A 13,793-nucleotide genomic window follows, 5' to 3' on the forward strand; every position below is an offset into this window, starting at 1 on the left:
GTTTAAAGACGTTCCAGATTCCTTGAAACCTTACATAGAAAAAGCAATTGAATTAAAATTAATTGTTGGAAAATCCGCAACCCAGTTTGCACCAAATGAGAAATTAAAACGTGAACAGGCTTTTGTTATCGCTGTTCGTGGAATTGAAACAGATAAACCATATTCAGTTGAAATATTAAAACAATTTAAAGATAGTAGTAAAATTTCAGGAAGTCTACGGACTGATCTAGCGAAAGGTGTAGGGATGGGATTCTTACTTGGGTACGCGGATAAAACAGTGAAACCTGGACAATACGTTAGCAAAGGGGAAATGCGAGCAATCGTCCAACGTTTCCTAAAAGAATATAAAGCTGCTCATGCAAATACTACAGTTGCCTTACGAATTTTAGGAACATCAGATATCCATACGAATATTGTTAACTATGACTATTACAAAGATACTCCTTCAAACAGCTTGGGATTGGCGAAAACAGCAACATTGATTAAAAATGCGAGAGTTGAAAATGGCAACTCTCTATTATTCGACAATGGAGATGCCATTCAAGGAACGCCACTAGGCTCATACAAACAATCTGTCGACAAGTTGGTGGATGGCGAAGAACATCCATTGGTAACAGCAATGGAACTTCTTGATTATGACGGAGGAAATTTAGGAAACCATGAGTTCAACTATGGTTTGCCATATTTAAATGAAATAATGGATGATGCAAATTTCCCATATATTAATGCTAATGTTAAAGACTCTAAAACTGGTGAAAATTTGTACACGCCATATGTAATCATTGATAAAGAGGTTGTCGATTCAAAAGGGAAGAAAGCGACGATCAAAGTTGGAGTGACGGGTATCGTGCCTCCTCAAATTCTTAAATGGGACAAGTCTCATTTAGAAGGCAAAATTACAGTTGACGACTCTATAAATGCCGTGACAAACTTAATTCCTCAAATGAAGAAAGATGGCGCTAATGTAATTGTTGTGCTTTCTCATTCAGGCATGGGTGACATGGTACATGAGAAAGGCGAGGAAGATATAACGTATTTGATGACACAAGTTAAAGGTGTCGATGCCATTATTACCGGCCATGCTCATCAAGTTTTCCCTGGTAAAGTGGATGCTTCTTTAACCGGAGTCAATGTAGAAGAAGGAACAATTAACGGAGTGCCTGTCGTAATGCCAGGTAAATTTGGTAACCATTTAGGCGTTATTGATTTAAATATGGTGAAGAAAGGCAACAAGTGGAGTATCACGAATTCTAAAGCGCAAGTTCGCACGATTGCAAAAGATGGTTCTGATGTCGATGCTTCAATCGTGGAAGCTGTAAAAGAAGCACATGAAGGAACAATTAAATATGTCCGTCAAGCTGTCGGAACAACGACTGCAGACATTCATAGTTACTTCTCTCAAGTCCAAGATGATCCATCCATTCAGATCGTGACAAACGCTCAAAAATGGTATGTAGAGCAAAAACTTAAAGGTACTGCTAATGAAAACTTGCCAGTATTATCTGCAGGTGCTCCGTTTAAAGCAGGTACAAGAAGCGATCCTGAATATTACACATTTGTTCCTAAAGGTGAGTTAGCAATAAAAAATGTTGCAGACTTATATTTATATGACAACACCGTTTCTACATTGAAAGTGACTGGTGCTGACGTTAAAGAATGGTTAGAAATGTCTGCTGGTCAATTTAATCAAATTGATGCTACTAAAACAGGTGAACAATCACTTATAAACTCAGAATTCCGTTCATATAACTTTGATGTGATTGATGGAGTTACTTACGAAATTGATGTAACCCAACCAGCGAAATATGATGGAGATGGTAAAGAAGTCAATGCAAGTGCTTCACGTATTAAAAACTTGAAGTATGATGGAAAAGTGATTGATCCAAGACAACAATTTATTGTGGCAACAAATAACTACCGAGCTAACGGTACTTTCCCTGGTGTTCGTAATGCTACTGAAGTTGAAATGTACCCAGACGAAAATCGTCAAGCGATTATCGATTATATCTTAATTCAAAAAACAATTGATCCTTCAGTTGACGGTAACTGGAAATTCACCACATTCCCTTCAAATGCCCAAGTGGTATTTGAATCCTCGAAGCAAGCGGTTAATGTAATTCCTGTAGGTGGCAATATTAGCTACATAGGGGCTGGTATTGACGGATTTGGTAAGTACTTGTTGAAATAATGAATGGTTAGTGCAGTGACCATAAGGGTCGTTGCACTTTTTTTGTTGAAAGGAGTTTAGGAGGATATGCGTTTATATTACAAGATAAATATGAAATGTCGAGTTTTGTAACGTTAATGTTACAAAACTGTAAAATAAACGAATATGCCATCAACCGTAACTGCTCCAATCAAACTGAGCAAAATTTATGTGACAGAACCTTCATCTACAAAAAAGGGAAAAGGTTCAATCTGGAATGATTCCATTCAAGCGGTATACTCAAGTAAGTCAACACCATTGAAATCGTTTAACCCTTCGACGTCAGCACGAGTGGTCGATACGAACAAGCAGTTTACAGTTTCGTTCAACCAGGCAATGAACCCAGCATTCTTCAATACGAAGCATGTATATGTAGAAGATGAGTATGGGATTCGTCAAAATGTTAGTGTTAAAAGTGGAACAATCACTACTAAACTTGTCGTCAGTGCTCCAACAGGTGGAGATGTGAAAGGGAATTCATATCGCTTAGTTGTAACGCATTTCGCACCAAATGCAAGCAATATTCGAATGGTAAAAGATTCAATAACCGAATTTAAAGTTCAATAATCAGAGAGATGTACATGGCCTATGCCATGTACATTTTTTTACGAAAGAAATGTCTAAGGATCTTTTCATTTCTCATTAGTCGGATCCCTTGCGCTTTAATTCAAAAAAAAATCCTGATGACAGATGCCATCGGGATTACTTATTTTACTTGTTGTGGAACTCGAACGGTCCAACGAGAGAAGTCTGCTTGTTGTTTTTGAATCATTTCTGCAGGGAAGATAAACGTCCATGCTTTCGATGTATTTGCTTTAACTTCAAGTGAATCTAATGTAAATGAACCATGTGCGACTAAATCATCTGTTGCGTCCCTTACTTCTAAAGGTAATTGGTCCAATGTAATGTGTTGAGAATGACCATTACGAATGAACAATGAAATAGCTAAGCTGCCATTATCTTGAGATTTTACTTGAAATCCACTGAAATTCACTTCACGGTCTTTCAGTTTTGGAAGTGACTCTACGGTTAATTTTAATGCTTCTTTTTGGTCAGTAGATAAAGCCTCTTCCCAAGTTGGAGCTAGGTCCAACTGATGAGGGACGAGAGATTGCACGTTAAATGCAAGCTTCCAACCTTCTTCAGGAACTTCTGCTACTTTTTGGCTTTTTTTATCAAACGCAAATACCCAAGGACGGTCACTTTTAGCTGGTATTTCATCCAAAGCTTCTAAGTTGAATTGTTTTGAAGCTAATACTTTATCATTCCCAGAAATTAATAGAAGTTCGACTTGTCCCATTTTGATTGGTTGATCCAATGATGAACGGAAGAATGCTTTTACTAACCAATCCCCATTTCCTTCGTGAAAATCGATATCAATTCCTGAAAGTGAAAGTTGATTCGGTTTCAAAGCCTCTAGTTCATTAGAAAGGAAGCGGAATACATATTGTTGTTCTTTCGGAACATCCCAATCTGGATGATAGGAAAGTTCTGTTTGAATCAAGTTATCGCTTGAAGAACATGCATTGTCATCTAGTAATTCTTTTGAAGCAACGGTACTATCTTTACCAGTTTTTTGCGTCTTTTTAAAAAAAGAAAAAAGTGCCATTATTTTACCTCCTGTCGTTCTGCAACAATTTTCATATAGCTCGTAATCTCAGATACGATGAATTGACGCAGTTCTTGAAAGTGCATTTCAAACAATTCTAAGCCTTCACGTTCATAAATACRCATTGGATCTTCTTGTTGGTAGACACGAAGACCTATTCCTTCTTTAAGTCGTGTCATGGCTTCTAAATGGCGCACCCAAGTAGAATCTAGGTAAGAAAGCATTACGTGAGGTAATGTGTTCATTACTTCTGGTTGGTCCTCAAAAGTGGCGATAAAAGTTTTTAATTCTTTAATTGGCTTTTCTAATTGTTTTTGTAAATCTTTAATCTTTGAAAAGTTTGGTTTAAGAGTTATGGTTTCTAGCAACATTGGATTTAAAGTACGTTCAATTTGCTCAAAGTCCCACTGCTCTGATATTTCATCTTCATGACAACTTTCTCCAATGGCATAGTCAACCGTTTCATCGACCATTTTTTGTAACTGACTGATTAAATCGGATCTACTAAGCACGCGGTCACGCAGCGAATAGATAACTTTTCGTTGCTCATTAATCACGTCATCTAACTTCAAGTTATATTCACGCATTGAGAAATGAGAACCTTCGACAATGCGCTGTGTACGTTCTGTTAATTCATGAACATCTTTACCCTGAACTAACCCAAAACTATCAGCTTTAACTTTATTATTGAATTTCTCTAAATCATCTTTCGCATAACGTCTAAACATATCGTCTTCAAGAGAAATAAAGAACTGTGACTCACCAGGGTCGCCTTGACGACCAGAACGACCACGTAATTGGTTATCAATTCGTCGACTTTCATGTTTCTCAGTTCCTAATACAAACAATCCACCAATTTCAGCGACACCTTCACCTAATTCGATATCTGTACCACGACCAGCCATGTTGGTTGCTACGGTAATTTCATTTAATTGACCAGCATGTGAAATCAAAAAGACTTCTTGTTCAACGCTTTTCGCGTTTAGTAATTGGAAATCTAAACCTTCTTTTTTTAAGTATTTCGCTACTTTTTCCGACTGGAGAATCGAAGTCGTTCCTACTAAAACAGGTTGTCCACTCATATGACGTTTTTTGACTTCTTTAGCAACTGCTGAATACTTTTGATCAGTTGTTAGGAATACTAAATCTACTTCATCTTTTCGAATTTGTGGTCGGTTAGTAGGAATTTGTATAACTTCCATTCCATACACTTCACGGAATTCTTTTTCCTGTGTTTTTGCCGTTCCGGTCATTCCACAAAGTAGGGGATACAAACGGAAAAAGTTCTGAATGGTAACTTGAGCTTGTGCTTTATTTTCATCAGTTATAGTCACGTTTTCTTTAGCTTCAATTGCTTGATGAAGACCATCGGAAAGCGTACGACCATCCATGATTCGACCTGTGAACATATCTACTAAATAGATTTTATCTTCTTTGACAATATAATCTACGTCTCGTTCGAACATCACATGTGCACGAACTGCTTGAATCATATAGTGGAACAAAGTTTGATGTTCTAAGTCATATAAGTTGTCTACACCAAAAGCCGATTCGACTTTTTCAATACCCGTTTCCGTGAGTGATGTCGCTTTAGTTTCTTCGTCAAAATCATAATCAACTTCAACTTCAAAACGTTTCGCTAAACGAGCAGCAACCATGTGAAGGTCAGCGTCAGCAGCCATTTTACCAGCTACAATAAGAGGCGTCTTAGCTTCATCTACGAGTACGCTGTCAACTTCATCAATAATAGCGAAGTGATAAGGTCGCTGTACTTTTTGAGAGAGGTCACCTGCCATATTATCTCTTAAGTAATCGAATCCGAATTCAGTTCCTACACCATATGTAATATCTGATCTGTAGGCTATTTGTTTTGCTGAAGGTTCCATCATTGGTAAATTGATACCAACTGTTAATCCAAGAAAACGATGAATTTGACCAATCTGGTCGAAATCTCGTTGTGCCAAGTATTCATTTACGGTAATAATATGGACGCCTTTACCTTCTAATGCACGCAAATAAGAAGGTAGAGAGGCAGCAAGTGTTTTACCTTCTCCTGTTGGCATTTCAGCAATATTTCCTTCAGCTAAAACAATTCCGCCAATTAATTGAACGTCAAAGTGTCGCATGAGTAGGACACGTTTAGATGCTTCACGAACTACTGCAAATGCTTCTGGAATAATCGCTTGTATTTTTTCACCATCTGACAATCTTTTTTTGAATACTGTTGTCATATTACGTAATTCTTCATCTGTTTTTTGAGTAAATATCTCTTCTAATTGATTTATTTGATCAACCAATTTTCGGTATTTTTTCAATTGTCGCTCACTTGTTACCATTGAACGTTTAAAAAGGGATATCATCGTTATACCGCTCCTTAGAATTCTAGACACCCTTATTTTAACAAAAAGTATAAGTAAATACTATGAAACTTTTAGGAGATATTGTCGTCTTATAGTTTATTAGGGTTTACTACTAATTTTGGTTGATTATATAGGAGGAAACATTCATTTTACACGAATACTGTTTACCGAAGTAGTTTTCATGCTATAATACAAATGGATTAAAATGTATACATGAATATGTATTGACTTGAGGAGGAAAGACATGCTTTACCTATCTTTGGTTTTGGCATTTGTCGCTTCGATACTACTAACGCCAGTAGTGAAAGCACTCGCATTCAAAGTGGGAGCCGTCGACCGACCTAATTATCGAAAAGTTCACGCACGAATCATGCCGCGTTTAGGTGGCCTTGCCATATTTGGTTCGTTTTTAATTGGTTATTTTGTTTTACATCCTGAAAATCCTACTGCCATTTATATTGTTTTAGGTGCAGTTATGATAATTATCACCGGTGTACTTGATGATATGTTTGAGATTACGGCAAAAGCAAAATTATTAGGCCAAATTATTGCTGCAGGAATCGTCATTTATGGCGGATTGCAAATTGATTTTATCAACTTGCCTTTTGGTGGTCAGCTTGATTTTGAGTACTTTAGTATTCCATTAACGATAATATGGATTGTAGGTATAACAAATGCGATTAATTTAATTGATGGACTTGATGGTTTGGCTGCAGGTGTTTCCACAATTGCTCTAATCACATTAGCAGGAATGGCATTTATGATGGGTGACATGTTTGTATTTGCAATGGCTTCAATACTAGCTGCAAGCTGTACAGGATTTTTATTTTATAACTTTCACCCAGCCAAAATATTTATGGGCGATACCGGGGCACTATTTCTTGGTTATATGATAGGTGTTCTCGCATTACTTGGTTTTAAAAATATTACGGTGATTTCATTAATTATCCCGATTATTATGCTAGGTGTTCCAATTTCGGATACATTTTTTGCAATCGTTCGACGTCTACGATTAAAACAACCTTTATCAGCGCCGGACAAGTCTCATTTACATCACTGTTTACTTAATGTAGGATTTACACATCGTCAAACGGTGTTAATCATTTATGCACTAGCCTCGATGTTCGGCTTGGCCGCATTAATTTTCTCTCAAGCGACCCTGTGGGGTGCATTTTTATTGATTGCAGTGATGTTAGTGGCAATAGAATTATTTGTTGAAGTAGTTGGACTAGCAGGGAAGAATTATAAGCCATTAATCAACTTTGTCCGAATGATGGGCAAGTGACGAAAACCCTCATGCAAAAGATGCATGAGGGTTTTTTTGAGGAATTTTTTTGTTTTTAAAAGAAAAGAATCCCGACACTCTTTACAGTGACGGGAACCATAGATCTTTATTCATTTTCTAACACGTCTTCTTTAGCAAGTTGGGGTGAGTCGGTTTCTGAACTACCATCTGAGTAGCTTGATGAATCTGGGTTTATGCCTAAGTGACTTTGCAGAACATCTTTTGTTTCTGTAAGAGATTCTTCATCTAATAACCAGTAATATGTTCCAGTTGACATGTCATCTGATCCCTTGAGTGTAAGTGTGTCGACTTTAGGTGCTCCATCTTTCATATAAGCGAAGAACGATTTCATTTCGTCGAATGTCATATCGGTTTTCATGTTTTCTCCTACAGCATCAATTACTTCACCATATTTCGTAAAGGATGAAGCAGAAGATGCTCTCTTCAAAATCGAGCCCAGAATTTCTTGTTGGCGTTTGCCCCGTTCAATATCATTATCTAATTTACGTGTACGAGCTAATGCTAACGCGGTACGACCATCAAGTTTTTGATAACCTTCTTCTAATTGAATTGTGTAGGCATCATTTTCATCTTTTTCTAAATGGTCGTATGGAACATTTGCATATATCCCATCAAGTGCATCAACCACATCAATGAATGCATTAAAGTTCATCTTCACATAATAATCAACAGGTACTTCAAGTAAATCTTCTACAGTTTCTATTGTCGTTTTTGTGCCTCCGTGGGTCATAGCATGAGTTATTTTATCTTCGTAATCCACTTCAGGAATGTACACATAAGAATCACGTGGAATGCTGACAAGTTTTACGGTTTTGTCTTTATTATTTAATGTTGCAAGAATTAACGCATCAGACCGAGTATTACTTTCACCTTGGTTACGTGCTTCGCTATCATCTACACCTACAAACAAAATGGATACATTATCTTCAAGTGGTTTAACTGCTTCATCTCGTAGATTGGAACCTTTACGATTTTGGACAGCTTCAAACGAATTATTAGCAGCTATTTCTGCCTTTTTGAATAAATAAGTACCGTAAGCTGTTCCTGTAATAACAACTGAAGCGATAACCATAATTGATATTTTTAAAAATAATGATTTTTTAGGTCTGCCAAGTTTTGTTGTTTTAAATTGCCTTCTTTTCATATGGATTCTCCTTTAAGCAGGAATGACCCTACAAGTTCAATGCTGAAAATCTATTCCATAAAACGACAGCATTCCTCATTATACAATGGTTTTCCTAAATCTGAAAAGGAAAATATTATTACATTCATATGTCAAATTCGAGAAAATCTAGTGTCTGGGGTACAATAATAGCTTGTCCATTCGTCATTTCTGCTATCCATGCATTAAAAGAATCTTCCATTGTAATGGGTACATATAGCAATAATTCGACAGCTTCTGCGTAATCAATATGATGAAGCGGATATTGTGAACTCCTTACTTCGTTTTCAACTTTGCCTAACCACGTATAATCAATAGATACTTTTATTAAGTGATGAAGACGTCTTTCGACAATCTGCGCTGCCATTATGCCCTCTGTGGTTGCTTTACCATAAGCTCGGATTAAACCACCACCACCTAATTTAATGCCACCGAAATATCTTGTTACGACTACAACTGTGTCTTTTAAGCCCTGTTTTTTTAATACTTCAAGCATTGGAAATCCAGCAGTTCCACTCGGTTCACCATCATCATTTGCTTTTTGAACGGAATCATGTTCGCCAATTAGGTATGCGGAGCAATTATGATTGGCTGATTTATGTTTTAATTTTATTTCTTCGATAAAGGTTTGAGCTTGTTGTTCTGACTCTACGCGACTTATATATGTAAGGAAGCGCGATTTTTGAATAATAATTTCAGATTCGCCGTACCCTTTTACTGTTAGGTAATCTTTTCTCAAAAAAACACTCCTTTTGAAATCTAGTTGTCATGCAATTTTAATATTTAATTGTGTATATAGTGATATAATTAATGCAGTCATTGCAGGAAAATTGGCATATATGGCGTATAAGTAATAAAGAGAGAAACGAATGCAACGTCATTCATCAGAATGTTGCTCGAAAAGGAGAATACCTGATGTCTGGGAAAAAGGTCGATATCAATTCACTTGATTATATTTTTAGTCAAATGGTTGAGACAATGAACCGTTCTAAAAATGATATCTTCATTATAAGCGAGCAAAATCGACAAAGCTTAATTCAAATGCAAAAAGAATTAGCGATTGTTCATTCGAAGTTAGAAGATGTCTTCACAGAAGGGAATTTGCTTATTGAAGAGACACGGTTATCTCGAAAACGTTTAGGAGATGTCTCTAAACATTTTAACACGTTCACAGAAGAACAAGTTCGAGAAGCTTATGAACATGCTAACGATTTGCAAATTAAACTTTCGATTAATCGAACTGAAGATCGACAATTACAAGAGCGTCGAGATGATTTAGAACGTCGTTTAAATGATTTAAACGATGCGATTTTGCATGCGGACCAACTTGTTACGCAAGCAAATGTGGTAACTAACTATCTAACATCCGATTTAAAAAATGTGGGGCAAGCTTTAGAAACAGCGAAGTTAAAACAAGACTTTAGTATGAAAATTATTGAAGCACAAGAAGAAGAACGCAAACGATTGTCTCGGGAAATACATGATGGACCAGCGCAGATGATGGCTAATGTATTAGTCCGTTCAGATTTAATTGAACGAACATATCGAGAAAAGGGTGTTGATCAAGCACTTATTGAAATATCTAGTTTAAAATTAATGGTCCGTAATGCACTATCAGAAGTGCGACGAATTATTTACGATTTAAGACCAATGGCATTGGACGATTTAGGATTAGTGCCTACCCTCAAAAAATACTTAATGACTATCGAAGAATATAATACGAGTTGCCAAATACACTTCCGTTCACATGGAAATCAGAGAAGACTTTTATCCAACTTTGAAGTTGCTATCTTTCGTTTAATTCAAGAATCGGTAACGAATGCGACGAAACATGGTAAATCTCAAAACATTTGGGTAGACGTTGAATGGTGTACTTCTATGGTAACGATTACTGTAAAAGATAATGGAACCGGATTTGATAAACGTTTAGTTCGAGATAAATCTTTTGGTATGATAGGAATGCAAGAACGTATTGATTTATTAAAGGGTGAGATGATTGTTAAATCCACTATTGGTAAAGGTACTTCTATGAAGTTTCAAATTCCTTTGATTGAGGAACAAAGATAAGCTTGTCTTATATACTAGGAGGAAAATGACGATGACGAAAATTGTAATCATTGACGACCACCAATTATTCCGTGAAGGTGTTAAACGAATATTAGATTTTGAAGATTCATTTGATGTAATTGCTGAAGGCGATGACGGAAGCGATGCATTAAGTTTATATGAACAATATGTACCAGAAGTAATTTTAATGGACATTAACATGCCACGTAAAAATGGTGTTGAAGCAACTGGTGAATTAATGGCGAAATATCCTGACGCGAAAGTCATCATGTTATCTATTCATGACGACGAATCGTATGTCATGCATGCCTTAAAAACTGGTGCACTTGGCTACATGTTAAAAGAAATGGATGCAGATGCAATTATACAAGCAATTAAAGTTGTTGCAGCTGGAGGATCTTATTTACATCCTAAAGTAACGCGTAATTTAGTGTCGGAATTCCGTCGCCTAAGTGAGCGCGAAAACAAAGGAACATTCCACCAATCGGAAATTCGTCGTCCTTTCCACTTACTAACTAAACGCGAATGTGAAGTATTACAGTTATTAACTGATGGACAAAGTAACCGCATGATTGGAGAAACATTGTTCATCTCTGAAAAAACCGTTAAAAACCACGTATCAAGCATTCTTCAAAAAATGAACGTAAACGATCGTACACAAGCCGTAGTTACAGCTATCAAAAATGGTTGGGTAGAAGTACGTTAATTAACATTATTAACCCCCACAAGCTCTTGCTTGTGGGGGTTTTTGTGAGTGTGAGTCGCTTCAGATTGACGGAGTGAGTCTCCAGGTTGACGAAGTGCTGCTCCAGGTTGACGAAGTGAGTCTCCAGGTTGACGAAGTACCTCTCCAGGTTGTACAAAATGACTCAATCCCCTAAAAGATGTTTCATCAAACAGCAATTCGTCCACTCGGTTTTTAACACCAAACCTTTACGTTTTTTATGGAACTTTCACAATTGGACTAACGTCTATTGTGTAGAAGGCTATTATTTATTGTCAGGATTTAATTTTTATGTCAAAATAAAAGCCGAGTAGGAGGGACGAGCTTAATGAAATTTAAATATATAGTACTACTTGTTATTCTTTCGATATTTCTTTCGGCATGTTCGAGCGAAGAGAATCGTAAAGGAGCTGGGTCAGTATCTGATGGTGAATCGTCTGGCGAAAATAGTCCATTAGAACATAGTGTGAAAGACCAAGAAGAGAATGATGTTGGTTTTGAAATGGTTGGTACCAATGTTGATGAAGCTCAAAATATACCAGCAGATGAGAAAAAGGCGTTGCTAGAAGCTTTCGAGACATATATTAGTTCTTTCAATGAAGAAGATCTAGAGAAATATATGACTGTAATTGCTAAAGAGCCTGAAGGATTTGATTACCTGGAAGAAGAAGTGACTGTAAAAGAAACGTTTGCTCAATATGAAGTGAACCGGAAGGCTGAAGATGTGACGGTTATTAAATATAATAAAAACCAAGCACAAGTTTTCACTTCACTTTCTATATCTCTTAAACAAGAGACAACAGGGGCAAAACTTGATCGAACTGGAAGACAAGTCACAGTATTTGCAAAAGAAGATGGCGAATGGCGTATAACGAGCGTTTATTTCATCGGAGATGTAGCAGAATAAATAGTGGAAAACCTCGCATACAAGCGAGGTTTTTTTATATGTCACTCTGGCGCTTTACGCAATACTTGAGTAAAATAAATAAATAGGAATGAGTACAATCCGAAATGGAGGAATGCTCATGAAAGAAGTGCAAGCATTTTTAACTGGTCGTATTTGGTTGAAGGAACAAACCCCCTTTCCTTTACCAGTAATCGAAGAATTTATTCGAAAAGGATTTATTTCCCCCCACACAGGCATTCAGTCTAATCAAAATTCTAGTAGTAAAAAAACGAAAAGTTCAAATTGTAGACGTTGTGGCAATAAGCATTTGACCGTATTCCAATGTGCAAAATGTAAAGTTACTTGTTTGTATTGTAGACAATGTATTCAGATGGGAAGAATAAGTAGCTGTAGCGAGTTAATTACATGGTCCGGGCCGTCCAAAGTCTATGAGGTAAATCACTGTTTTACATGGTCGGGAACCTTAACTTCACTACAAGCACAAGCTTCAAACGAATTACTTATTAGCGTTCAACGAAATCAGAGTCATTTAATTTACGCTGTTTGTGGAGCTGGTAAAACAGAATTACTTTATCCTTCAATATTTGATGCACTGCAACGAGGACTCCGTGTGTGCGTTGCGACGCCTAGAACGGATGTAGTATTGGAACTTGCCCCAAGGTTTCAGCAAGTTTTCCCGCAAACTATAATTCATGCTTTGTATGGTGGATCTCCAGATTATTCGGATTTTGCCCAGTTGATTCTTGCAACAACACATCAATTATTGCGTTTTGAGAAAGCGTTTGATGTCGTGTTCGTGGATGAAGCAGATGCTTTTCCTTATACAGTGGACAAGTCCCTACAATTTGCTGTTCAAAAAGCAAAAAAGAAAAGTGCCGCTGTTCATACCATAACCGCTACTCCTTCTGATGAGCTATTAAGTCAAGCGGATAATATTTCGCTTATTTCACAGCGTTTTCACGGGTTTCCATTGCCTGTTCCAAGGTTTGTTGGGTTATGGAACTATAAGAAGCATATGTATAAAGACCAACTTCCTCAGAAGTTAGCTAATTGGACACAACAATGTCTTCAAAATGATCAACCATTTTTAATTTTTTTCCCGACGATTGATTTAATGAAGTGCGCATTACCCTTATTTCAGCAAATTCATGTAGACATCTCAGCAGTTCATGCGGAGGATCCTGAAAGGAAAGAAAAGGTTCTAAAATTACGCCGAAAAAAAGTATGTGGTTTACTTACTACGACCATACTTGAACGAGGGATTACTATTCCAAATGTCCAAGTAGCTGTTGTAGGAGCAGATGAAAAGATTTTTACTAGTAGCGCTTTAATCCAAATTAGTGGGCGTGTGGGTCGATCAGTAGATTTTCCGAGTGGAGATTTAGTGTTTTTTCATCATGGAATTTCTCTAGAAATGGATAAGGCAAAAGCAACAATTATAGAGCATAATAC

General features: G+C 36.9%; 12 protein-coding genes. 7 read left to right on the forward strand and 5 right to left on the reverse strand.

Annotated features, from left to right (window positions below; genetic code table 11):
* Both AC1DOS_RS12100 and AC1DOS_RS12105 read left to right on the forward strand, forming a co-directional pair.
* On the forward strand, positions 1-2,188 hold a 2,188-nt coding region (locus AC1DOS_RS12100; protein WP_477537702.1), incomplete at its 5' end, for a bifunctional 2',3'-cyclic-nucleotide 2'-phosphodiesterase/3'-nucleotidase.
* Between the two features lie 144 nt (positions 2,189-2,332).
* Entirely contained in the window at positions 2,333-2,773 is a 441-nt protein-coding gene (locus AC1DOS_RS12105) for a hypothetical protein (protein WP_477537703.1), read from the forward strand.
* 139 nt (positions 2,774-2,912) lie between these two features.
* Here the strand turns inward: AC1DOS_RS12105 and AC1DOS_RS12110 are convergent, their stop codons facing one another.
* Together AC1DOS_RS12110 and secA2 are read right to left on the reverse strand one after the other, a co-directional pair.
* Entirely contained in the window at positions 2,913-3,815 is a 903-nt protein-coding gene (locus AC1DOS_RS12110) for an accessory Sec system S-layer assembly protein (protein ID WP_477537704.1), read from the reverse strand.
* Entirely contained in the window at positions 3,815-6,175 is a 2,361-nt protein-coding gene (gene secA2, locus AC1DOS_RS12115; RefSeq protein WP_477537705.1) for an accessory Sec system translocase SecA2, read from the reverse strand. Before secA2 ends, AC1DOS_RS12110 begins: the two co-directional genes overlap by 1 nt.
* A gap of 244 nt (positions 6,176-6,419) precedes the next feature.
* Between secA2 and AC1DOS_RS12120 the strand changes: the two genes are divergently transcribed.
* The gene (locus AC1DOS_RS12120; RefSeq protein ID WP_477537706.1) at positions 6,420-7,460 is read left to right on the forward strand and encodes a glycosyltransferase family 4 protein; all 1,041 of its coding nucleotides are present in this window, start codon (positions 6,420-6,422) and stop codon (positions 7,458-7,460) included.
* Between the two features lie 106 nt (positions 7,461-7,566).
* On the opposite strand, the gene AC1DOS_RS12125 is transcribed toward AC1DOS_RS12120, so the two are convergent.
* Positions 7,567-8,625, reverse strand: coding sequence for an LCP family protein (locus AC1DOS_RS12125; RefSeq protein ID WP_477537707.1), 1,059 nt, complete (start codon positions 8,623-8,625; stop codon positions 7,567-7,569).
* Between the two features lie 124 nt (positions 8,626-8,749).
* Positions 8,750-9,382, reverse strand: coding sequence for a YigZ family protein (locus AC1DOS_RS12130; RefSeq protein ID WP_477537708.1), 633 nt, complete (start codon positions 9,380-9,382; stop codon positions 8,750-8,752).
* Between the two features lie 176 nt (positions 9,383-9,558).
* On the opposite strand from AC1DOS_RS12130, the gene AC1DOS_RS12135 reads away from it, so the two are divergent.
* A complete protein-coding gene (locus tag AC1DOS_RS12135) occupies positions 9,559-10,710 on the forward strand; it encodes a sensor histidine kinase (RefSeq protein WP_108584174.1) in 1,152 nt (383 codons plus the stop codon).
* A gap of 31 nt (positions 10,711-10,741) precedes the next feature.
* On the forward strand, positions 10,742-11,416 hold the full coding sequence (locus AC1DOS_RS12140; RefSeq protein ID WP_108584175.1) for a response regulator: 675 nt from the start codon (positions 10,742-10,744) through the stop codon (positions 11,414-11,416).
* Here AC1DOS_RS12140 and AC1DOS_RS12145 read toward each other — a convergent pair.
* Complete coding sequence (locus AC1DOS_RS12145; protein WP_477537709.1) at positions 11,413-11,622, reverse strand: hypothetical protein; 210 nt, start codon at positions 11,620-11,622, stop codon at positions 11,413-11,415. The genes AC1DOS_RS12140 and AC1DOS_RS12145 overlap by 4 nt on opposite strands.
* 140 nt (positions 11,623-11,762) lie before the next feature.
* Here AC1DOS_RS12145 and AC1DOS_RS12150 point away from each other — a divergent pair, with 140 nt between their 5' ends.
* Both AC1DOS_RS12150 and AC1DOS_RS12155 read left to right on the forward strand, forming a co-directional pair.
* On the forward strand, positions 11,763-12,341 hold the full coding sequence (locus AC1DOS_RS12150; RefSeq protein ID WP_477537710.1) for a nuclear transport factor 2 family protein: 579 nt from the start codon (positions 11,763-11,765) through the stop codon (positions 12,339-12,341).
* 118 nt (positions 12,342-12,459) lie between these two features.
* A partial coding sequence (locus tag AC1DOS_RS12155; protein ID WP_477537711.1) for an ATP-dependent helicase ComFA occupies positions 12,460-13,793 on the forward strand: 1,334 nt, incomplete at its 3' end.

The organism is Paenisporosarcina sp. P5_A11 (assembly GCF_056400705.1).

Bases quoted from the DNA above. Each gene is read 5' to 3' on its own strand.
- AC1DOS_RS12105 (WP_477537703.1), top strand. From the start codon at position 2,333: ATGCCATCAACCGTAACTGCTCCAATCAAACTGAGCAAAATTTATGTG.
- AC1DOS_RS12120 (WP_477537706.1), top strand. From the start codon at position 6,420: ATGCTTTACCTATCTTTGGTTTTGGCATTTGTCGCTTCGATACTACTA.
- AC1DOS_RS12125 (WP_477537707.1), bottom strand. From the start codon at position 8,625: ATGAAAAGAAGGCAATTTAAAACAACAAAACTTGGCAGACCTAAAAAA.
- AC1DOS_RS12135 (WP_108584174.1), top strand. From the start codon at position 9,559: ATGTCTGGGAAAAAGGTCGATATCAATTCACTTGATTATATTTTTAGT.
- AC1DOS_RS12110 (WP_477537704.1), bottom strand. From the start codon at position 3,815: ATGGCACTTTTTTCTTTTTTTAAAAAGACGCAAAAAACTGGTAAAGAT.
- AC1DOS_RS12140 (WP_108584175.1), top strand. From the start codon at position 10,742: ATGACGAAAATTGTAATCATTGACGACCACCAATTATTCCGTGAAGGT.
- AC1DOS_RS12150 (WP_477537710.1), top strand. From the start codon at position 11,763: ATGAAATTTAAATATATAGTACTACTTGTTATTCTTTCGATATTTCTT.